Annotated in this window: 19 protein-coding genes and 1 pseudogene; 16 read left to right on the top strand and 4 right to left on the bottom strand. The window is 49.4% G+C overall.

Annotation, left to right across the window (positions count from 1 at the left end; genetic code table 11):
* Positions 1-71 precede the first annotated feature (71 nt).
* From NYE33_RS24210 to NYE33_RS24195, 4 genes and pseudogenes are all read left to right on the top strand, one after another.
* Positions 72-2,684 carry a hypothetical protein gene (locus tag NYE33_RS24210; protein ID WP_341067950.1) on the top strand — a complete coding sequence of 871 codons (2,613 nt, stop codon included), beginning with the start codon at positions 72-74 and terminating at the stop codon, positions 2,682-2,684.
* A 48-nt stretch (positions 2,685-2,732) separates the two neighbouring features.
* Positions 2,733-3,422: pseudogene (locus NYE33_RS24205) on the top strand (ABC transporter ATP-binding protein); the annotation flags it as partial.
* A 266-nt stretch (positions 3,423-3,688) separates the two neighbouring features.
* Positions 3,689-5,080 (top strand): ABC transporter permease, encoded by a 1,392-nt coding sequence (locus tag NYE33_RS24200; protein ID WP_171719390.1) that lies wholly within the window; start codon positions 3,689-3,691, stop codon positions 5,078-5,080.
* A gap of 24 nt (positions 5,081-5,104) precedes the next feature.
* Positions 5,105-6,208, top strand: coding sequence for an efflux RND transporter periplasmic adaptor subunit (locus NYE33_RS24195; protein ID WP_331281722.1), 1,104 nt, complete (start codon positions 5,105-5,107; stop codon positions 6,206-6,208).
* A 343-nt stretch (positions 6,209-6,551) separates the two neighbouring features.
* Here NYE33_RS24195 and nagZ read toward each other — a convergent pair whose 3' ends face one another.
* Positions 6,552-7,925 carry a beta-N-acetylhexosaminidase gene (gene nagZ, locus NYE33_RS24190; RefSeq protein ID WP_341067948.1) on the bottom strand — a complete coding sequence of 458 codons (1,374 nt, stop codon included), beginning with the start codon at positions 7,923-7,925 and terminating at the stop codon, positions 6,552-6,554.
* 116 nt (positions 7,926-8,041) lie between these two features.
* Here nagZ and NYE33_RS24185 point away from each other — a divergent pair, with 116 nt between their 5' ends.
* The 5 genes from NYE33_RS24185 (at position 8,042) to NYE33_RS24165 (ending at position 11,907) form a co-directional block, all read left to right on the top strand.
* The gene (locus tag NYE33_RS24185; RefSeq protein ID WP_039292730.1) at positions 8,042-8,545 is read left to right on the top strand and encodes a ferritin; all 504 of its coding nucleotides are present in this window, start codon (positions 8,042-8,044) and stop codon (positions 8,543-8,545) included.
* 326 nt (positions 8,546-8,871) lie between these two features.
* Positions 8,872-9,735 carry a cation diffusion facilitator family transporter gene (locus NYE33_RS24180; RefSeq protein ID WP_042137029.1) on the top strand — a complete coding sequence of 288 codons (864 nt, stop codon included), beginning with the start codon at positions 8,872-8,874 and terminating at the stop codon, positions 9,733-9,735.
* Between the two features lie 160 nt (positions 9,736-9,895).
* On the top strand, positions 9,896-10,807 hold the full coding sequence (locus tag NYE33_RS24175; RefSeq protein WP_042137032.1) for an NUDIX hydrolase: 912 nt from the start codon (positions 9,896-9,898) through the stop codon (positions 10,805-10,807).
* 202 nt (positions 10,808-11,009) lie between these two features.
* Positions 11,010-11,423, top strand: coding sequence for a bacteriohemerythrin (locus NYE33_RS24170; RefSeq protein ID WP_336100633.1), 414 nt, complete (start codon positions 11,010-11,012; stop codon positions 11,421-11,423).
* A gap of 67 nt (positions 11,424-11,490) precedes the next feature.
* A complete protein-coding gene (locus tag NYE33_RS24165) occupies positions 11,491-11,907 on the top strand; it encodes an HIT family protein (RefSeq protein WP_042137034.1) in 417 nt (138 codons plus the stop codon).
* A 40-nt stretch (positions 11,908-11,947) separates the two neighbouring features.
* On the opposite strand, the gene NYE33_RS24160 is transcribed toward NYE33_RS24165, so the two are convergent.
* Positions 11,948-12,550, bottom strand: coding sequence for a hypothetical protein (locus tag NYE33_RS24160; RefSeq protein ID WP_341067947.1), 603 nt, complete (start codon positions 12,548-12,550; stop codon positions 11,948-11,950).
* Between the two features lie 234 nt (positions 12,551-12,784).
* Between NYE33_RS24160 and NYE33_RS24155 the strand changes: the two genes are divergently transcribed.
* The 7 genes from NYE33_RS24155 to NYE33_RS24125 all read left to right on the top strand — a co-directional run bounded on the left by NYE33_RS24155 (position 12,785) and on the right by NYE33_RS24125 (position 20,388).
* Entirely contained in the window at positions 12,785-13,975 is a 1,191-nt protein-coding gene (locus NYE33_RS24155; protein ID WP_340948948.1) for a metallophosphoesterase, read from the top strand.
* Positions 13,976-14,891: 916 nt separating this feature from the next.
* Entirely contained in the window at positions 14,892-15,434 is a 543-nt protein-coding gene (locus NYE33_RS24150; RefSeq protein WP_341067946.1) for a MarR family winged helix-turn-helix transcriptional regulator, read from the top strand.
* Positions 15,435-15,436: 2 nt separating this feature from the next.
* Positions 15,437-16,273 carry an SDR family oxidoreductase gene (locus NYE33_RS24145; protein ID WP_336100640.1) on the top strand — a complete coding sequence of 279 codons (837 nt, stop codon included), beginning with the start codon at positions 15,437-15,439 and terminating at the stop codon, positions 16,271-16,273.
* Between the two features lie 84 nt (positions 16,274-16,357).
* Entirely contained in the window at positions 16,358-17,035 is a 678-nt protein-coding gene (locus NYE33_RS24140; protein ID WP_341067944.1) for a response regulator transcription factor, read from the top strand.
* Between the two features lie 17 nt (positions 17,036-17,052).
* On the top strand, positions 17,053-18,417 hold the full coding sequence (locus tag NYE33_RS24135; protein ID WP_341067941.1) for a sensor histidine kinase: 1,365 nt from the start codon (positions 17,053-17,055) through the stop codon (positions 18,415-18,417).
* Positions 18,418-18,589: 172 nt separating this feature from the next.
* Complete coding sequence (locus tag NYE33_RS24130; protein ID WP_341067938.1) at positions 18,590-19,714, top strand: ABC transporter permease; 1,125 nt, start codon at positions 18,590-18,592, stop codon at positions 19,712-19,714.
* On the top strand, positions 19,711-20,388 hold the full coding sequence (locus NYE33_RS24125) for an ABC transporter ATP-binding protein (RefSeq protein ID WP_042137046.1): 678 nt from the start codon (positions 19,711-19,713) through the stop codon (positions 20,386-20,388). Before NYE33_RS24130 ends, NYE33_RS24125 begins: the two co-directional genes overlap by 4 nt.
* 121 nt (positions 20,389-20,509) lie before the next feature.
* Here NYE33_RS24125 and NYE33_RS24120 read toward each other — a convergent pair whose 3' ends face one another.
* Entirely contained in the window at positions 20,510-20,932 is a 423-nt protein-coding gene (locus NYE33_RS24120; RefSeq protein ID WP_042137047.1) for a VOC family protein, read from the bottom strand.
* A gap of 294 nt (positions 20,933-21,226) precedes the next feature.
* The gene (locus NYE33_RS24115) at positions 21,227-22,402 is read right to left on the bottom strand and encodes a YARHG domain-containing protein (protein WP_341067935.1); all 1,176 of its coding nucleotides are present in this window, start codon (positions 22,400-22,402) and stop codon (positions 21,227-21,229) included.
* Positions 22,403-22,644 lie beyond the last annotated feature (242 nt).

Below are 22,644 nucleotides of genomic sequence, written 5' to 3'. Positions count from 1 at the left end.
ACAAAGTGGATACAATTTCCACGCTGTCTGCAACTATAATATTGCTAGTAAATACATCTGGAGGGAAATAAATGAGAAAGTATAGAGTTACATATGCTGCTCTGCTCGTGAGTACGCTTGTAGCCGGCCAGCTGGCCGGCAGCATCGCTGCCCCCGTTGCCGCCGCAGCCGCAACATCAAAGAACGCGGCGGCACCCGCCGCTGCACCAGCATTCAAATTCAATTCCGTTCCGCTGGGAGCCGGGGTGACTGCAGTCCTTGAGAACGTGAACATCTGGAGTCAGACCGGCGGAAATATCGTATCGTATACGCTGAAATATACCAATTCCGGTAATTCAAGCGCGAGTCTGCTGAAATATTTCTCACGGGTTGTAACACCTGGCGGTTCAGTGCTTCCGGGGAATCCGGTAGGAACGGATGCACTGAAGAAAAAAGTCGGCGCGAAAGAAAGTCTGAGCGTTACCTACTATGTAAATGTGGGACAAACTTCATCCTTACAGGGCCTTAAGATCTCCATGCTGGTCTGGGACGCCAAGGCGAAGGGGTATCTGAAGCAGACGGGTTCTTACGCAGTTCCGGCGAATTACTCTACAGCTGCAGCAGCCGGTACAAGCCTGAATACCACCATGAACGACATTCCTGTTACAGCCAGTGCAGATTCACTGCAGCTCTACAAATACGGCGGCAAAGTCTATGCCAAGGTTGGACTCAATCTGACCAATAAAGGAAATAAGGTGCTGGGTGATCCGGGGTATTCCGCGTATCTGGTATCCGCCAGCGGGACTTCCTTTGAGCTTGCGTTAAGCAGCACGCAGGCAGATTACAAGATTCAGCCGCAAGAGAAGCGGAGCATCTATTATCTGGCCGAAATACCAGTCTACCTTAAGACGGATAATATGAAGCTACAATTTACGCAAAAGGATGAAACTACGAAGCTGGAGCTGCCGAAATCGGCCTATAAGCTTCCAGCGGCCACATCACCTAATCTGGTCGTCGGCAGCGGCGTAGTCAAAAAAATCATCGTGAACAGCAATACCATAGAAACGCTGATACGCAATGCCAATGTATATTCACAGGATGCAGATGCGGTATGGACTTTTCAGATGCAGATCAAGAATACCGGCAACAAAGCAGTAACGCTGCCAAGCTATGAGCTGGCGGTCAAATCCCAGAAAGGCACAACCTTCCCGGTGAGTGCGAAGGGGTTAAGCGGAGTTACACTCAAGCCGCTAGAGACCAAAATCATTCCGCTGACGGTCCGCGTACCGCTTGAAGTGGAGCAGTCCGGCCTGCAGCTGCTGATGATCGAAGCGGTTGGCGCGGATAATATAAGCGGGCCTGATTCATCCGGGACCAGCGAGGGAGCGGGAACTACCGGTACTCCGGGCACACCGGCTCCAGCAAGTCCTGTGACCGCGACTACTAAGATGATTTTCCCTGTAGCCTACTTCGTAATCCCCTATGCGCTTCGTGCTGATGTGATGACCGGCCAGGAGTATATGACGACGAATTCATACGGTTCATTCTCTTACAGTATTCAATCTCTGCAGCGTTACCCATGGAGAGATGATGACATTGTAGCTGCAAGACTGAGAATCACCAACACACAGACTGTGTCACTTACGATCCCGGAGCTGAAGGGTTCAATCAAGCTTGACAATGACAGTCTGCCCGTGACTACGGAGTTGTACATGGACAACAAGGAATCATCGGTGCTAGCCCCAGGTAAATCGGTGGAATTGTATGTACTTGGCAAAATAGCCTACACGTCAGAGTTCCGGGACATGCGGGTTGCCTTAAACGGCACACAGAATTCGGAAAGTGTTCCGTTCCTGGATCTCAGTGTCAACAACTCGATCAACAGTATCCCGACCATTGCGCAGGGCAAGAGCTACACTATAAGCAAAAAAGGTAAAGCGGCAAGTTTGAAGGAGAACAAAACCACTGTATATGAAGGAGAGAATTACAATCTGGTCTACACGGAGCTTCTGCTGAGCAGTGAAGAGAAGCGGCAGAGCAAGATGGCCCGGCTGCAGGCCTACTACAAAACCAAAGATGGACAATATTTTGAAGCAAGCTCCAGCCAATCGGATAACAGTGCTTCTCCAGGCGCCAAACAGCTGGTAGTATTCTGGACCAAGCTGCCCAAAGCTGCTGATATCGCGGACATTTCACTCTACCTGGGTGCCGGTATCAACGGAGGCAAGCTAATTGAGAGTAAAGAGGAAGCGACCGGATTTGTGGATGTGGCTGCGCTCCAGCTGAATCCGCAGGGTAATGTACCTGCTAGTACACTGGCTTCGACTGTGTTATATCCGTATACAATTTCCGTGCAGAGCTCTGAAGGCAAGCATCTGAGGTCATCGGATACCCTTGATATTACGATCAACTATGGCTTGAAGCGGGATAACCAGTATGATGCGGGAGCGCTTGAACATAAGCTGATTCTGCAGATTACCGATCCGTTTGGAATCTCTACAGAGAAGACACTTACACTCGGAACAGATCTGACCGAAGGAACCAACAACCAGTATTCGCTCTCCATCAGCAGAACCCTGTACAAAACGATGGGTGGAGGGGCCTACTCCCTAACATTCTATGATGAATTCCAGGGTGAGCGCATAAAGCTGGGCAGCCAGGCTTATGCAGTCACCAATGTGAATCCGGTCAAGCCTGAGGAATGATCTTCATAAATCAAACTAAATATACCGGTTAAAAAAGGAGCAGCTTCCATGTTGCGTGTTGAAGATATTACGCATTCGTACAAAAGCGGTAATGAATGGACATCCGTTCTTCATAAAATCAATTTTGCCGTCAAGGAGGGGGAGATGGTTGCACTACTGGGCAGTTCGGGGTCCGGCAAGTCGACGCTTCTTAATCTGATGGCCGGCTTGATGAAGCCTACGGAAGGTCATATCTACATTGCCGACAAAGACATTGTGAAGATGGGCGAGAACAAGCTTGCCGAGTTCCGGCGCAAGCATATCGGATTTATCTTTCAGGCGTATGAGCTGATTACCAGCCTGACTGTCCGGGAGAATGTAGAGCTGCCGCTTGTATTCCAATCGGTGTCTCCATCCGTCCGCAAGAAGAAGGCGCTCGCCCTGCTGGAGCAGGTGGGCATTCCCGACAAAGCGGATTTATTCCCTTCCCAGCTCTCCGGGGGACAGCAGCAGCGGGTCAGTATTGCCCGGTCACTGATCACAGAACCGTCGGTCATCTTTGCAGATGAGCCTACGGGGAACCTGGATTCCAAGACCGAGGAGGAGATTATCAGCATTCTGCTGAATCTGAACCGTACGATGAAAACCACGTTTATTGTAGTTACACATGAATATAAGGTGGCGGAACAAATGCAGCGGATCTTTACGCTCAGAGACGGCTTCCTGATCACTGAGCAGCAGACAGCTGCGAAAGCCGGGCAGAAGGCAGCTGTAGAGGTAGAGACTGAAGAGCAGGCAGCTGCAGAGACTGAAGAGCAGGCAGCTGCAGAGACTGAAGAGCAGGCAGCTGCAGAGACTGAGGAGCAGACAGCTGCAGGTACTGAAGAGCAGACGCCTGGTGAAGCTGAGCAGCAGACGCCTGGTGAAGCTGAGCAGCAGACGCCTGGTGAAGCTGAGCAGCAGACGCCTGCTGAAGCTGAGCAGCAGATGCCTGGTGAAGCTGAGCCTGCAGAGGGAGGGAAGCCGTGAAGATCAGAGATATTTCACGGATGGCCTGGGAACAGGTCAAACGGCGCAAGGTGGTTACAGGTCTATGTATGACCGGGATTTCCATCGGCTGCGCAGCAATTATCGTGGCCTTGAGTGTGGGCCAATCTGCTCAAGTCTATGTGACCGAACAGGTGAACCAAAGTTTCAAAATGGACGAAATTATGGTCTCGCCGGGCGGGGGAATTCCTTCAAACGGCAAGGGCGGCAGCGGAGGCGGCGGTTCTGGAGAGGTGAATGAGAACCTCGACCCGGGCAAGCTGACGGACCAGAAGCTGAAGATTATCCAGGGACTGAATCATGTGAAGGCCGCTTCACCTTTTCAGGAGGCAGGATATCTGCAGCTGGTGACGATCGACAATAAGATTGCTGATGTCAGGATCATTGTCGCCGATCTGCAGATGCTGACGGAATACGATCATAAATTCAAGCAGGGCGGAGCGAATGGCCAGCCGGGAACGATCGTGCTCAATTACGGGGCGACGCTGGGCTTAATCGACTTGGAGACCCGCCAGAAGCTTTATGAAAGTATGGGCAATGATCCGTTCAATCAGGATATTCAGGAGCAGTATAGAAAACTATCGGTCCAGCCCTCCGAGCTGTACCGCAAGCAGATTCAGATTCAGGCGCAGGACTATAGCACAACAACACCTGCAACGAAGCTTAGCTCTCCGCTTCAGGTGGGCGGCATTCTGGAAGGAGCAAAAGGGATCGACGATATGCAGGCTTCGTATGACAAGATTATGTATATATCACCTGAAACTGCAGCGCAGCTCTCCAAGGAACTGGTATTTGATAATTCCACCACCAGTGTCCTCAATCTCCCGGAAGAGGGGAGCTATAACGCAGTTACAGTGAAAGTGGATGATGTGGCGAACATCAAGTCAGTCGAGCAGATGATTCAGAAGCTGTCACTGAACGCTCAAGACAATCTGTTCCAGCAGGAAATGCTGAAGGAACAATTTGACATGATTAAGATGGCAGCACTCGGCATCGGTGTATTTATTCTGATCATCGCCTCGATCTCCATTATTGTGGCTATGACGATGTCGACCCATCAGCGTCGCCGGCAGATTGGCATTATGAAAGTCCTGGGGGCTAACATGGGTCAGATCCGCAATATGTTTATTACAGAAGCCGCGCTTCTGGGATTGCTGGGCGGACTGCTCGGTGTCTTGTTCTCCTATTTAATTGTCATGGGGCTAAATAAGCTGGTCGGTTCGGCAGGCGATGGGATGAATTTCTTCATCCCGCCGATGAATTTGCCGATCGGGATATCCTTTGCCATTATGACCGGAGTTCTGTCCGGAATCTATCCGGCCATCAGCGCCTCCCGAACCGATGCGTTGACCGCCATTAAACGAGATTAAGCCTAAGCTAGAAAGGAAGCCGAAATGATGAAGAGGACTCTAAAGAAGAGCCTGAAGTGGATCATAATCTTAGGTATCATCAGTACCGCAGGTTATCTGGGGTATACCAAGTTCTTCAAGGGCAAGGAGGCGGCAGAGCTTCCGCCGGAAACGATGCAGGTAATCAGTTTCCCGGTAACGGAGGAGACGCTGACCAGCTCGATACAGGTAAAAGGAAGATCGCAATACCAGCAGGAGACGCTGGTGTATGCACCGTTTGCCTCTAAGGTGACCGCCTGGAAAGTAGAGAACGGGGCACAGGTCAAGAAAGGGGACGTCCTTTTTACACTGGATCAGAGTACACTCCGCAATGAGATTGCGACGGCAGAAGCTGCCAACCGCAAAACGAAGCTGGAGGCGGAGCTGAACGCTTTTGTCAGCCAGCAGGAGGATGATAGTGCGGCTCCGGCCGGTACGGAAGCGGAACGGCTGAAGGCGCTGGCTGCCCAGGAGGCTGCGCGTCTGAACGACGAGCTGAATCAGGTGAATGCGGAGATCCAGGCCAAGGAGCTTGCGGATAAAAAAACGAAGCTGAACACGGCGGTCTATCATGCACCCGATAACGGCATCTTCCTCTACGACAGCAGTACTGAACGTCCGCAGACAGTTACAGATAATCAGTACATCGGCAAGATCGTTGATCTGAACAAGCTGGAGTTCATTGCACAGGTCGGAGAGCAGGATATCTTCCGTATCAAAAAAGGAATGAAGGTACAGGTGAAGATGACAGCGATGAAGGATCTGATCCTTAATGGGGAAGTAACCGAGGTATCCAAATTTGCGACGACGACCACCGGCCAGAATACGGCTGGGCAAATCCCGCAATTCGAAGTAGTCATCTCCCTGCAGCCCGACGAGCATCTGATCGGCGGCCTCAGCCTCAGCGGTGACATCGAGACCTCGCGTAAAGAGAAGGCGGTAGTGGTCTCCAGTATTGCCGTTGTCCATGAAGGTGATCTGGCTTATGTCATGCTGGACAAAGGGAATGGCCAATATGAGCGCACGGAGATCAAGATTGGCATGGAAACGACAGAGAAGACTGAAGTACTCTCGGGCTTGAAGGCTGGGGATACGGTAGTTCTTCAGTAGTATAGCAGCAGTGAAAAGCCCCAAACCTGGTTGATTGCAGGGTTTGGGGCTTTTTTAAAATATAAAAGTGGAATTAGTACATCTGATTTGATGTCACGGGTACAATTCCTGGAAACAGTTGGATAAACAACACTTAATCAGACCGAATTCTGCTAAAATCCTTGGGGCTCAGTGGATTAATTGTACTTTTTCCAACTGCTTCCCTGAAGCGCATGATTTCGGCAGAATTAAGTGCCTTTTTTCCAACTCTGCTGGTTCACACCTCTCGCTACTGCATAAGGAGTAAGCTTCACTTCCCCAGAGCGTATAAATTGTTGAGAGTGGTACCGATTCCGCTTGTTAACTACTTGTTCTGCTGAAATGGCTTACGCCAGGCTTTGATATCGCTGTTCAGCCCGGTAAGATCGGGGACGGGGACTGCCTGATCGGTCAGCTCATATTTGGCTTTCAGTGCAAGAATGCGGTAGACACTTTCATCAATCCGTGCCTCTGTGATCGTACCGTCCTTCACGCTGCTGAGCAGAGCGGCCCGCACCGCCTGCTCATTCTTGTACTCGTGGGCGACCAGCAGAATATCGCTGCCGGCCTGTACAGTATCGACTGCAGCCGCAGCGAGGCTGTAGTTCTTGACGATAGCGCCCATCGTAAGATCATCGGTTATAATGACTCCCTTGAAGCCCATCTCTCCGCGTAGCTGCTCACCGATGATTACTTGGGACAGGGAAGCGGGTTTCTCAGGGTCCAGCTTCGGATACAGGATATGGGCTACCATTACAGCATCTGCCTTCTCCTTAATGGCCGCCTGGAAAGGCAGCCATTCCAGCTTGGCGAGCTGCGCCTCTGTTTTGTTAATTACCGGCAGCTCCAGATGGGAATCGACGGAAGTATCCCCGTGGCCGGGGTAATGCTTCACTACAGGCACAATTCCTTCAGACTCCAAGCCCTTCATTTCGGCGATGCCGAGGCGGACTACCAGATCTGCAGTGCTGCCGAAGGAGCGGTCGCCAATGACCGGGTTATCCGGATTGCTGTTAATATCTAGGACAGGTGCGAAATCCATGTTGAAGCCGGAGGACTTCACCGCCCGGGCCAGAAGTTCGCCCATCGTTCCGGCAGCGGCAGCACTATTCTCTTTCCCTACTGCTGCATTGGAAGGGAACACTGCATATTCATCAGGAAGTCTGCTCACCTTGCCGCCTTCCTGGTCCACGCTCATGAACAGCGGGGCCGGATTGCCGTTATTGCTCTTCTTCAAGGCATTGGTCAGACTGACCAATTGCTTCAGGCTGCTGATATTATCGGAATAGAGGATGATTCCGCCTACCTTGTCTTCGGCAATCATCTTCTGTGCGGCTGACTCTGCCGTAGTTCCATCGATTCCGACCAGCAGCATCTGCCCGATCTTGTCCTCCAGTGTCATTCCGGCTAGCTTCCGGGAGATAACGTCATTACTGTCTGTACTGTTTGCTGCCGAAGCAGGAGTAGCGGAAGACTGGACACTGGCTGCAGGTGTTTCTGCTGCTGTTGCTGCCGGTGTAGTCACCGGAGCAGAGGGAGAAGCTGATGCCGGTGCCCGCGAAGGACCCGTGCCTGCCTGTGCAGAGCTTCCGCTTCCTTCACAACCGCTTGCCAGCAGAAGACATACAACGGTTGTCAAGAGGAGGAGCGGGTGCTGATGCGGGGTCGACTTATATTGCCGTGGGCTGAACCATTTCATTGTTGAGATTCGTCCTTTCGTTTGCTGATTGGCGGGTAGGAATGATAAGATGAAGTAGATTTTACATAAGAACTGCTTACTGTGTACACAAATGAGAAGGATGAGGTGACCTGTCAATGAAAGAACAATTAATGAACACGCTTAATGAACAGATGAATTTCGAGTTCTACTCCGCTCATGTATACCTGGCGATGGCCGCGTATTGTTCCGGTGAAAGTCTCGACGGATTCGCCAACTTTTTCCTGGTGCAGGCTGAAGAAGAGCGGTTCCATGCGATGAAAATCTACAAATTCCTCAATGACCGTGACTATCGTGCCACCCTTGCCGCCCTGCCGGAGCCGAATAATGAATATTCATCCATGCTGGATGCGTTCGAGCATGCCTTCGCCCATGAGCAGCAGAATACGAAGAAATTCTATCATCTGGCTGATTTGGCCCTGGATGAACGCGAGCATGCTACAATCTATTTCCTCAAATGGTTCATTGACGAGCAGGTGGAAGAAGAAGCGCTCTTCAGCAATATTATCGCCAAGCTCAAACGGATTGAAACGGACAGCAATGCCTTCTATATGCTGGATGCCGAGTTCGCCGCCCGTTCCTTTACACCTCCGGCGGAATAATATGATTCCGGACTTGTCCCTTTCGTTTGTTTTTACAGCGGATGCCTCCTTTATAAGGAGGGTATCCGCTTTTTAATGCGGCTGCCGTGACCGCTTCCTATTAGTTAGACGAAGTTTGCAATGAAAAGTTACTGGGTTCTGCAGCAGGGAGTTGTGCTCAATGTTGAACCGGGGCAAACAATGTTGGGCGAGGCAACATACTTCCGGCTCCGCAACTCTATTTGGCGGGGTTAACTCTTGCGCCGTCCGGCAACACTGTTTCTCTAGACCCACCCGCTAGTCAGCGTGTAGTATGGAACAATACTATTATTTGGAGGTCCTTTTTCTTGGATAATTACAGCGATATCAAGCAAAGTGAAAAAGGGGCTTGGCTTAGTCTAATGGCCTACATACTGCTATCTGCCGTCAAATTGTTCATCGGCACTGTTTCAGGCTCGCAGGCATTACTTGCGGACGGACTGAATAACAGCACCGATATTATTGCTTCCATAGCAATTTTGACAGGCCTGAAGATTTCCCGCAGACCCCCGGATTCCAATCATAGCTATGGTCATTTCAGAGCAGAGACAGTTGCTGCATTGATCGCCTCCTTCATAATGATTGCTGTAGGCTTTCAAGTGCTGTATCAGGGTATCAACAAGTTCATTCAGCCTTCACTGGAAACCCCTGATCTAATTGCCGCGTGGACGGCAGCTGCCTGTGCTGTGATTATGATCGCTGTGTTTAGGTATAACATCAAGCTTGCCCGCAAATTGAACAGCAATGCGATGCATGCCGTGGCGCAGGATAACCGTTCGGATGCGCTCGTAAGCGTGGGTGCCTTCATTGGTATTATCGGCTCACAGTTCGGCATTCCGTGGCTTGATCCGCTCACCGCTACCATTGTCGGTCTGCTGATCTGCAAAACTGCTTGGGATATCTTCCGCAAAGCCACTCATGACCTGACAGACGGATTCGATGCAAGTGAGCTGGAGTTAATGAAGCAGACGGTATCGGAGATTGAAGGCGTAGAGTTAATTAAGGATATCAAAGCCCGCATTCACGGAAACAATGTACTAGTGGATACTACGGTACTTGTGGATTCCAGGCTGAATGTGGTGCAGAGCCATGACATTACGGAAGAGATTGAAGATCAGTTGAAGGACCGCCATCAAGTAGCTACGGTGCTTGTCCATATTGAACCCTTGTGACGATAAAATATTATTTGACCGGTCGTTCTCAATATGGAGTACATATATATATGGATTCAACACCTTTGTACTTGACGCATTCCTCGGCAGCAGGTATATAATAACGATATGTTATTAACAATGGGATAATATTAAGATATTCCTATAAAGGAGCCTGCCAATGTCTAATCAACCCGTCACTGATTACAACGGTCTAACCGAGGAGCAGTTCCTGAAGACTTATGACGCCGGGAACTATGAACGTCCGTCTGTTGCTGTGGATATGCTGATCTTCACCGTAATGGAGGAGCAGCAGGATAATTACCGCAAGCTGGCGGAGAAATCTCTGCAGCTTCTGCTCATACAGCGCGGTGAACATCCTTTTCTGGGACAATGGGCGTTGCCTGGAGGATTCGTGGGGATCCACGAAAGCGTTGAGGAGGCAGCCCGCCGGGAGCTGTACAGTGAGACTAATATCGATAACATTTATATGGAACAGTTATATACCTGGGGCGATGTTCAGCGTGATCCGCGGATGCGGGTGATCAGCTGTTCTTACATGGCACTCGTGGACCGCAAAGCCTTGACTGTACAAGCAGGGGATGATGCGGCAGCAGCCGCCTGGTTTGAGGTTTCCTACAATATCCTGGAGACCCGCCGCGAAGATTTGGAGCAGGAGCAGGGTATCCGGCTGGAGACATTTGTGGAGATTATTCTGCAGAATGAACAGGCGAGGCTCAGCGGTGTGGTCAAGCTTACCGAAACCATCCGGGGCCATGTCCGCCATCTGGACCGTGAGATTGTCCGGAGCTCGGGATTCTCTTTTGACCATCTGATGATGGTACAGGCTGCAATCGAACGCTTGCGCGGCAAAGCTGAGTATACCGATATTGTGTTCAATCTGATGCCGCCGCTGTTCACCTTGTCCGAGCTTCAGCGTGTGTATGAAATCATCCTTGGCAAAGAGCTGCTCGCCGCCGCATTCCGCCGCAAGATTGCTGAGCGGGTAATTGAGACGGATGAGAGTACCCGCGATGCCGGACACCGCCCATCGAAGCTGTACAGATACAACCTGGAGTGGAATCTAACTTGAGAAGGCGAAATACAGGCTCGTATATGAACAGGTTAATGACTTAGCTATATCGTACTCCTTCCATAACAAACTGCAACGCCAATTCTGCAGAAAGTTGTTTTCTGCTGTCGTGTGATGTTGTTAATAGAAGTTTTATGCGGAAAAGCGGACAATGAATTATGCTTTTCATTATGTAATTTATGGAAAAGGGTAAGGTGAGTCAATGATTAACTGGAAGGATTCATATGACATCGGAGTAGAGAAGATTGACTGCCAGCACAGACAGCTGCTTGTGAAGCTGAATGACTTTTTTGAAGCGTGTAGCAACCAGCAGGGCAAAGAGAAGATCGAAGAAACACTGAAGTTCCTTAAGGACTACACCGTGGAGCATTTCGGCAGTGAAGAGCAATTGATGAAGGACATCGACTTCCCTGAACTGACAGAACACCAGAAGACGCATGCTGAATTCGTACAGACCGTTCTGGATCTGGAAGAGAGTATTAAGACCAAAGGGGTATCCGTATTGTCAACAATCAAGCTTAACCGTACTTTGACTGACTGGCTGATTAATCACATTCACAAATGTGACAAGCTGATCGGGGACTGTATCGCTGCAAAAGGTAACAAAGCCGTTTAACTACATAATCCGGAACACGAAGATGCCGCAGGGCATTTTCTTTTTTTAGAGGGGAGAGAGGCGCAATATGGAATGCCTGGGATGCAGAATCGCTAATGGTATTGAACCAGACCTGAACATTATTTTGGAAAATGAACTTATCACTTGTGTACTTGATATCGCTCCGTTCAATGAAGGGCATACCCTGATTCTTCCTAAAAAACATTACCTGGATACCGACGAGCTGGACCCGGAAACCGCGCATGCGGTTACGGATGCTTCGCAGAAGGTTACTGCGCTGCTCAAAAGCCTGTACAAACCGGACGGAATCAGAATTTGTGCTGACGGCGGTAAATTTAATGATCTGACCCATTACCATATGCATGTTGTTCCACGCTACGAGGGTGACGGATTGGCCTGGAGTGAGCCCTTGCATCCGGATGGTGCAGAGACACGGCTAAAGGAGACTAAAGCGAAAATTCTGAAAGCGTTAAGTGAAGTATAAATGGAGCCTGTTGGGCTCTTTTTTACTGTGCGTACACAGCTTAATAATCTTCCAGCAGCAATTCTTTATCCTCAGGCAGAAGTTTTGCAGCAAACGCTGACGGATCTTGTTTGGTGTGCTCGATCGAATCAACAACCCAAGTATTATTGCTGTGTGTATAGCTAATAATCATTACTCCATCATCGTCTAGCTTATGTTCACTCGTTGCCACCTTTTGCTGATCAGAGTAATTAAACTCCATGAAGTAGGGATCAATTTTTCCCACATCGCTTACTGTACTTTCTCCGATGGTGATCTTGCTGAAGCTATCCAGACTTAACAAATGCGTTAATCTCCATACGTCAGAAACATAGCTGCTGCTCATGTACATTATAAAGATATGACTGCCGTCAGAAACATTTCGTATTTCATAGGAATAGCCTTTCATGCGTCTGGTAATATCGGCTTTTCCCAATTGCTTCTCAATTTCTGCCTTATGAAATGCAAAAGACATGCTCGAACGAATGGAATAGGGGATATTTGAAACGGAGCTTTTGTTAAGGTCTATTGGAGTGGTTTGTATATTTGCACTTGAATCACTGCCGGTTAATACGACAATCAGAATTAATAATGAAATGAATAGAGAAATCTTTGAAAAAGCCATAAACGAAATCTTAAAAGAGTGATCCAAGGAAATCCTCACCTTTCTCCCGCTTAACGTAAATAGTTACTCAAGTGTTACATAGAACGGATTCGTTTTTATTCAGCTAAGTTCCTGCATGTGTCTAAGATTTTTCATAGTGGCGGAGCACAATTTATACCTCACTAATACTTTGTGATATGATCTGAAGTAGATATTATAGAAACTTACCTTAAGGGAGTGAATAGGGTGAAAAACATGCGCATGCTGGCTTCGGGAATTATCATGCTTCTTGTGCTTGGACTTGTTAATTTCTACATTGGATGGCATCTGTGGGTTCTGCTCCAGGAATGGCTGCCGGGTATTCATGCTGCTGCTTACTGGCCTGTCTTTCTTGTGATTGCCTTCTCTTATATTATTGGCAGAGTTCCGTTGCCGAAGGCGCTTAAGCCGGTTGGCCGGTTGTTCAAGGTGGTCGGGTCCTATTATTTGGCCTGTATGGAGTTTGCCGTGATTCTGCTGCCGCTGACCGATCTGGTATATGGAGTGCTGGCGCTCACCGGTGTGGGCCTCTCGGCGTTTGTTACCGAAGCTGGAGCTACTGTGCTGGCACTGCTTGCCGTATTCCTGCTATGGGGTTCACGCAATGCCTGGAGTACAGTGGTGCGGAGCCACAGACTGAAAGTCGATAAGTCTATTGGAACCAGCGTTCCGCTGACGGTAGCTGTCGCCTCTGACCTGCATCTGGGCAACATTGTCGGGAACCGCCATTTACGCCGGATGGTCACGGAGATTAATGCGATGAATCCCGATATCGTCCTTCTGGCCGGAGATGTGCTGGATGACAGCATTGAACCTTTTATCCGCAATGGAATGGACCAGCAGCTGAAGCAGCTTAAGGCACGTTACGGGGTCTATGCTGTGCTGGGGAATCATGAGTATTATGGCGGTTCGATTGCGCAGTACACTGAAGTGATGAATAACATCGGCATTAAAGTTCTGCAGGATGAGGTTGTGGAAACCTCGGGAGTATACGTTGTGGGCCGCAAAGACAAGACGGCGGAGGCGATGGAAGCGGGCGGACGGCTCAGTGTAGAGGCTCTGCTGGACGGACTTGACCGCACGAAGCCGATTATTATGATGGATCATCAGCCGACCGGCTTCGAGCTTGCTGCGCGGGCTGGCGTGGATGTACTGCTGTCGGGACATACCCACCGCGGGCAGATTGCTCCGAATCACTGGATTACGAGACGCCTGTTCGAGCTGGACTGGGGTTATCTGCTCAAAGACAAGCTGCATGTCATTGTCTCCTCCGGCTACGGAACCTGGGGACCGCCAATCCGTCTGGCCAGCCGCTCTGAGCTGATCAAGCTGGAGGTTGTTCTGGAGGGTAGTATGAGCTACAACGAAGAACCAGTGACTTCAACAGCTAAGGCGGTATTGATCTAACGATTGTCTAGTGGAGGCAACATAATTGTACGTGAGTCAGCTACTGTGTTCTGTACCATTTACTGGAACTGTACCATCTATCGGATCTTAATCATCTACCGTGACTTGTACCATCTATCGGATGTGTACCATCTACCGTAACTTGTACCTTTTGACGTACTCCGTGTGCCTTCCGCCATGCCCCCTACCTTCGATTGAAGGATAGGGGGTTTTATATTATGCGAAAAACGGAACATAGCAGGCCTGATCCGATCAAGCAGGGAAATCCTGCAGAAAGTACAACAATTCAAATTCGATCTCGCTAATTTACCGGGAATCTTGCACAAAATACAACAATTCAGTCGGGTAACCCGCTGAATCGTAAGAATTGTTGTAAAAAGTACAACAATAACCAATTTTACAAGTTAATATAGGATAAATCTTGCATTTAGTACAACAATCCAGGCTTAGTCCGGTTAAGTCACCAGTAATTCTGAGCAAGAACGAATGAATAACCAAACGCATGTCCAACCGAATGCCTAAACCAACCGAGTACTGAAATCGTATGATCAAACAAGTATCAAAACTGCATGTCCAAACGCACACCTAAATGCACGCCTAAATGCACAGTTAAACGCACACCCAAACTATGTGTCTTTAAAATGGCTTTTAGTATAAACCCACACCTGCCGGGGGTGCTCTGATGGCAACATTTTGACAATATGAGCTGGTTGAGTTATTCTCTACATAAATATAGTTAAGCTATTAACTAAATTGAGGTTGCGGCGTTAAGAGGCGTTAAGCGGTGTTATGTCTCGTTAAGGGGCGATGTTTCCGTTAAGTGGGGTTATGTCTCGTTAAGTGGTGTTATGTCTCGTTAAAGAGCGATATGGACAAAACTTTGAATGATAGAATGGGTGATCAAATGGGTGAGCGGATGAATAAACCAGCCGACGAACTATTGAACGGACTGATGGATGATTCTATGAATGGACTTATGAATGATCGGATGGATGCACGGATGGATGCTTTGCAAAAGTATGTGCTGGAGCTGCCGCTCCACAATGAGGTTTTCTTCGCTATGGTGGGAGCGACAGCCCATGCAGTAGCCGTATCCGAGAAATACTGGCAGGCTCAAGGGCTGAACGGGGCAAGAATCCGCGTACTGGTAGAGATTGCGAAGCACGGGGGAGCGATACTCCCTTCGCTGCTCGCAGAGAGAATCGGTGTAACCAAAGCCAATATCAGCCTCCTGCTCACTCCGCTGGACAAAGACGGTTATATCTCCCGTGCGGATCATGCCAAGGATGGACGCAAGACGGTGATTTCGATTACTGAAGCTGGCCGGGCCTTGCTGTCTGAACAGCTGCCTGGAAACCGGGAAGCTGTTGCCGGCGTGATGAAGCGTCTGGATGATACGGAGCTGCACCAGCTGCTGGGTCTGCTGAACAAATTGAGCGAACATACAAGGGAGAGATAATAATGAAGATTATGATTACTGGCGCCACCGGACAATTGGGAAGTCTGATCATAGAAAATTTGCGCAGCCGTATCCCCGCAGAACAGGTTGTAGCCGGAGTACGGAAGCTTGAGCAGGCGGTGTATCTCCGGGAGCAAGGCGTAGAAGTCCGTTATGCCGATTACGATGTGACGGAATCGCTGGATGAAGCCTTTCGCGGAATTTCCCGGCTGCTGCTAATCTCCAGCTCGAATACGGATGACACCGTCCGTCTGATCCAGCACAAGCGGGTTGTTGATGCTGCTAAGCGAAGCGGTGTCGGGCATATTCTCTATACGGGTTTTGCTTTTCCCCGGCAGAGATCTGAGCAGAGCAATCCGGACAATGTGCACACGCTAACCGAACAGGTGATTATAGAGTCCGGACTGGAATATACTTTTTTGCGCAATGCCTTATACATTGATTTCGTAGGAGTGCTGGGGCTGAAGGAAGCACTGTCCAGCGGGGAATTGATAACCGCTCCGGGTGAATGGAAGTTCAATTCGGTAACACGTGGAGATCTTGCGCTGGCAACTGCGGCTGTGCTTAGTGAAGGTGAGGCAGGCAATCATATTTATGAGCTGGCCGCTGCACGTACCTGGGATTTTACAGATCTGGCTGAAGTATTAACCGAGGTTGCCGGGAAGCCGGTAGTACACCGTCAGGATACCGCAGCTCAGCACTGGATCTATGCTTTTATGAGCAAGCTGGATACCTCATCCACTTCAGGAGATTTGGAACGGCTAATGGGGCGTCCTGTCACACCGCTGAAGGAGAGCATTATGCCTTTTATTGAGCTGCCGGAAGAACGGATAATGTAGAAATGGACTAAGGCTTGTCTCGAAACTGGTTTGTTGCTAGTATGATGTCATTGAATTCGGCAAGCCCGGAGGGAGAGCTTACAGTTGAAAAAGATTATAGTAGCCGACGATGATGTCCATATCCGCACGCTGCTGCGGCATGTCTTGACGAGAGAGGGGTATCATGTCCTGGAAGCCGACGACGGCCGGGAAGCGGTAACCCTGATGCAGGAGCAGACAGTGGATCTCGCGGTGGTGGATGTGATGATGCCGCACATGGATGGTCTGGAGCTATGCTCGTACATAAGGGAAACTTACGATATTCCGGTGATCCTCCTGACGGCCCGCCAGCAGCTCAGCGACAAGGAGCAGGGGTATCTGCGCGGGACGGATGATTATGTGACCAAGCCTTTTGAACCGGAGGAGCTGCTGTTCCGCATTAAGGCACTGTTCCGCCGTTATTCGATTGCCTCTGACGACAAAATCCGCCTGAACTCACTGGTGATTGACCGTAAGAATTATGAGATCAGTGACGGGAATGAGGTGCTTTTGCTGCCGGTGAAGGAATTCGAGCTGCTGGCCCAGCTGGCGCAATATCCCGGACGGCTGTTCTCGCGCAGTGAGCTGATCGAACGGGTCTGGGGTGCGGATTATGAGGGGGATGAGCGGACGGTGGATGTGCATATCAAACGGCTGCGCCAGCGGTTCAGCGACTACCAGAATGATTTCACGATCCGCACCGTACGCGGGATTGGCTACAAAGTGGACATGGTGAACACATGAGATCGCTGTATGTAAGAATGAGTATTGTGTTCTGCTCGGTTATAGTGATCAGCAGTGTACTGGGGTTCCTCGTTTCCAATCTCTATTATCAGGCCAAAATCAAACCGCAGAACGATGCCAAGCTGACCAAAATGGCCATAGGCTTGCAGCAGTTCATTCAGGACCACCCGGATGCGGTGGAAGAGTATCTGCTGAGTACAGCCTCGTTAGGCTACAAGATGTATCTGTCCAATGACAACGGCGATGAACAATTTTACGGCCAGCCTTTCCGCAAAAATGACCTGCAGGAGGGGGCGCTGCAAAAGGTGCTGGCGGGGGGGATTTACCACGGAGTCGGTAATTTCCCCAGCTCAGCGTTTATCACCGGCTTCTTCGATAATCAGCTCAGTAATTCGATAGGTGTACCTGTTCAGATCACCGGACAGACTTATGCATTGTTCATGCGTCCGGATGCTGAGGTGCAGTTTGGCGAACTGCGGATCTTTTTTGCCGTGCTGATTGGCGTCATTATCTTATTCAGCCTGTGGTTTATGCTCATTACAGTATTCCATGTGGTGAAGCCCATAACGCGGCTGACCGAGGCTACGCTCAAAATATCCAAAGGCAGGTACGATATCAAATTATATACCGCCCGTCGTGATGAAATCGGCCAGCTGGCCTCCCATTTCATGACGATGAGCCGGGAGCTGGAACGGACAAACCGGGCGCGTCAGGAATTTGTCGCCAATGTCTCGCATGAAATTGAATCCCCGCTGACGTCCATCCAGGGTTTTGCCCATGCGCTCAAAGACGGTGCGCTGCCCGAACCCCAGAGGCTGGAGTACCTGTCGATCATTGATGAAGAGAGCCGCCGGCTATCCGTGCTCAGCAAGCAGCTGCTCACCTTATCCTCACTCGACTATGAAGAACATGCCCTGCAGAAACGAAGCTTCGACCTCCGTGCCCAGCTCCGCCAGGTCATGCAGATTATGGAATGGCATCTTACAGAGAAGGAGCTTGCGGTCCGGCTGCACGTAGCTGACATTACACTGGAAGGCGACCCTAACCTGCTCTATCAGGTATGGATGAACCTGGTCACGAATGCCGTGAAGTATACTCCGGCGGGCGGCACAATCAGCATAGCGGCACGTGCAGACGATCATACGTGCACTGTAACGGTGACGGACAACGGTGAAGGGATTCCTGCGGAGCAGCTGCCGATGATCTTCGACCGGTTCTACAAAGTGGATCAGGCGCGCACCCGTGACAGCAACAGCAGCGGGCTGGGGCTGGCCATTGCACAGAAGATTATTCAGGCTCATAACGGTACGATCGAGGCGGCAAGTACAGTTGGAGAAGGGACTACCTTTACAGTCTCCCTGCCCTGCCACAATACAGATTGAGCAGAGGTATAGTAACAGATGAAAGCAGCGGAAGTCCAACATTCACCGCAGTTGCGCTTAGCATCAGTTATGGAAAGTCTATAGTTCAATCTGTATAATGTAATTCTTTATTCATACTCCGTTCATTTTCATCCTCTAAACTGTGGATATACAGATTAGAAGGAGTGGTTATATGTTTTTGGCTTTACGGGAGATGAGGCACTCCAAAGCACGCTACAGCCTCATAATGGTGATTATGCTGCTGGTTTCGTTTTTGGTTCTGTTCGTAACGGGCCTGGCCAGAGGACTTGCCTATGCGAATATCTCGGCACTGGAGAATATGCCTGCGAATTATTTTGTCGTGCAGAGCGACGCTGACCATACGTTTAGACGTTCACAGTTAGGCGAATCGGAGCTTGCAGCAGCCCGTGCGGTAGCCGGGGAGGCGAAGGCAACTCCGCTTGGCGTGCAGACCAGTACTATTACTGCTGCCGATGCGGATGTGAAGGCGGACATTACTTTTTTTGCCATAGATATGGCGGGTATGCTGGCTCCTGAAGTGACGGAAGGTGCTGGAATCACCAATGAAGTTCAAGGGAGTGCCGTGGTAGATTCGAAGCTGGAAGAGTCCGGTGTCACGATCGGCAGTACAATAAGTGATCAGGCAACAGGCATGAGCTGGACGGTTAGCGGTTTTGTGAAAGACAGCTCTTACAGCCACACTCCGGTTGTATATATTAACCAGCTGGATTGGCAGGCCATGAAGCAAGGGGCGGTTCAGAGCGGCAGCTCAGACAGCACAGGCAATGCTCCTTACAACGTTATCGCGATAAAAGTATCTTCTGCACAGGCATCTGAAATTGCCGGACAGCAGCAGGCGGTAGAGGTGATTACCCAGAAACAGGCGATTTCCAGTGTCCCCGGATATGCGGCTGAACAGAATTCACTGCTTATGATGATAGCCTTTCTGTTCATTATTGCTGCAGTTGTACTTGCCGTATTCTTCTACGTCATCACAATCCAGAAGACCAGCCAGTTCGGTATTCTTAAGGCAATGGGTACCAAAATGTCCTATTTAGCCTGGAGCGTAGTCGGCCAAGTCCTGATTCTGTCTGTAGCCAGTCTGGCACTGAGCCTGCTGCTTACGTTCGGAATGAATATGGGGCTGCCGGATGCGATGCCGTTCCAGCTGGACGGGCAGACGATGATTCTGACCAGCCTGCTGTTCATCGGAATGTCGCTGCTGGGTTCACTGATTTCTGTAGCAAGAGTAGCCAAGGTGGATGCCTTGGAAGCGATAGGGAGGACTGGAGCATGAGTGCCAAATTAATCATGAAGCAAGTGACCAAAACCTACGGGGACGGAGACGGGGCAATGACTGTTTTGAATAACCTGGATTTTACGGTGAACGAGGGTGAATTCGTAGCAGTACTGGGGCCTTCGGGGTCCGGCAAAAGCACTTTTCTCTCTGCCGCCGGTGCTCTGCTCACCCCAACAAGCGGGGAAATCTTCATCGATGGTGAATCGCTGCGTGACAAAGACAAAGGGGCTTTGACGGAGCTGAGGCTGCAGAAGATCGGCTTCATGTTCCAAAGCGCACAGCTGCTGCCTTTCCTGAAGGTGGAGGAACAGCTGCTCTATGTTGCCAAGCTGGCTAAGCTCACCACGAAGGAAGCCAAGGTTCGGGCAACCTATCTGCTGAAGCGTCTGGAAATCTGGGAGCGGCGCAACCAGTATCCCGAGCAGCTGTCCGGCGGTGAGAAGCAGCGTGTGGCCATTGCCCGGGCGTGGATGAACAAACCGGCTATCCTGTTCGCAGATGAGCCGACAGCGAGTCTGGATTACAGCCGCGGAAGAGAAGTAGTGCGGATGATTGCTGACGAGGTGCGGAGCGAAGGCAAGGCAGCCGTCATGGTAACGCACGATGACCGCATGCTGGAGTGGTGCGACCGTGTGCTTCATCTGGAGGATGGCGTGCTGGTTCAAGTTTAGGTTAGAACTGAAATGGTAGTCGAGACTGAATCCTGGTAACGGGGTTCAGTTTTTGTTAGTTAGGAAATTGGATGATCTTCGTTATTAGTGAAACTCTAGAAGAACTCTAAATGAAAAGATATCACCGAACTCGTTTGGAAATCGGATGATCTTCATTCATTTCCAGTAGGTCCCACAAATTACCGTATAAATCTTTGAATACAGCAACTATTCCATAAGACTGTTCTTGGGGCTCTCTAACAAATTCTATCCCCCTGAGAACCATTTCATTATAATCTCTCCAAAAGTCGTCGGTGTTTAGAAATAGGAATACCCGGCCACCAGTTTGGTTGCCAATAAACAGCTCTTGTTCAGGTTTTGATGCTCTAGCAAGTAAAATCGTAGTGCCGACAGAACCCGGAGGGGAAATCACTACCCACCTTTTATCTTGCTCTGGCTGATAGATATCTTCAACTAAGGTGAAATTCAACTTTCTTGTATAAAATTCTATCGCTTCATCATAATCTTTAACCACCAAAGCAATATGTACAATGGACTGAATCATTTCTAAATCATCCTCCAATTCAAGTAGTATTATCTTATTACATCGGGAAGAAGTTAATCAAACTATCCTCCGCCCGTCATTTGTCTAACCTTCTGGAATAATAATGAACTTGGAAGAGTTAAACGGCCCGTTCTTTGAACAAAGGGAGCTGACCATGTTGATCGGCTGCCTTCTGTTATTGAGCTAACGTTCTCCGTTAGTTTAACGGTTGATTCTCGTCAATCCGTCACCAGTGAGATTAAATAAATGTTCATCTCTACTTGTAGCAACGGGTCCTATGCCGAAATACTCCGTCTAATCATATAATATTAGCCCGTCAAAAAAAATACTATAGTCGACGTACTCATCACCCGTGGTGTACCAGACTTCCTTACCCGTGCTAGTCTGAAGCTTGATATGGCCCTGCTTGTCGTCACCCAGGAATTTCACGTTGTCTCCTGCTTCCAGGGAAAAGGCTTCGTCCGTGCCATCTTTATGAAACTGCACGGCAATTTCCTTTTTGATCGTTAAAGGCGTCGGTGGTTCCATCGGATAAAAATCCTGTTGCTCTTCATGGAGAGAATGTTCGGCATCCAGACGGAATACCAAATTACGGAACCAGGTCTGAAAGTTATTGCTTTCTTTTGCGCTGACCACTCTCCCATGGCCGTCATACATTGAGCTGTGTGCCGAGAAATCGGGAAGCTCACCTATTTGCTTGAGGGTTTCGCCGTCATAGGCATAGAAAGATGTTGATCGTAAAGAGACCATCTGCGAATCCATTTGAAGTGCAATCTCGAAATATGGATCGTCAATATCCAGATCGACAATATCCACATAAGGAAGCAGCTCACTGTCCACCTCCATCGTGATGTTATTCACTTTCAGCTTGAAGACCCCTAATTCCGTTTCCGGCGGTATTAGCTGGATATCTTCTTCACGACCATCTCCGTTCAGATCCACTTTCATCTTCTTCTGTTTAAAGCCCGAATCACCTATGTAACCTCGTAAATGGACGTCATCTGTATGAGAAGGTTCGAGCTTATAGCCAGCGTATTTGGCTTCGTAGTCACGAAGTAGCGCAACGTTCTGTTTCTCAATCGGGCTAAGATGCTCCTTGTAGGCAGAGTCTGCATGATACCAAGGCTTGGCGGCAAAGTAGTCCTTCAAATCCTTCTGTTTAAATACATACCCGTGCCTTGCAAATATCTCGTTGCGCGCAAGCTTCAGAATACGGTTGTCCAGACTGCCGATCTTTTCAGGGGACAGCAACGCATTCGAGCTGTCTTTCAAAATATACTCCCGTATTGCAAGTGCAACAGTAGAAGGAGCCGCAGTTGACTCTTTTGCCGCAACTAGATCACTGACCGCTCCTTCAGCGGCTTTCTCTTTTTCCGCATAAGTACAGCCAGAAATGATTAATGACAGGGCAATTACCCCATATGTAAGCCGAAACTTCCGAAAATCCATTTTGTTGACCCACTTCGTCATAGGAATTTGATTTGATAATCGCATTTAAATATACCATAAAGTGGTATTTAGCGTATAGGAAAATGAGCCTTCCACTTCTGAGAAATCCGCGAATGTTTGTATCGCCTTTTGATTTGAATGTTCGCTATCCTGCCCGTTCGTATTATGAGATCAACCAGTTCTTTCTGGTTGATCCTTTTTTCATTTGCATAGAGGATTAAAGTAGCCTGGTCGAACGTACCTGCCCGTGGGACTTGATCCCG

The sequence above is a fragment of the Paenibacillus sp. FSL R10-2199 genome, assembly GCF_038000235.1.
Classification (GTDB): domain Bacteria; phylum Bacillota; class Bacilli; order Paenibacillales; family Paenibacillaceae; genus Paenibacillus_AQ; species Paenibacillus_AQ phytohabitans.
Note: the sequence above shows the minus strand (reverse complement) of the source record. Positions and strands in the feature narration are given on the sequence as shown.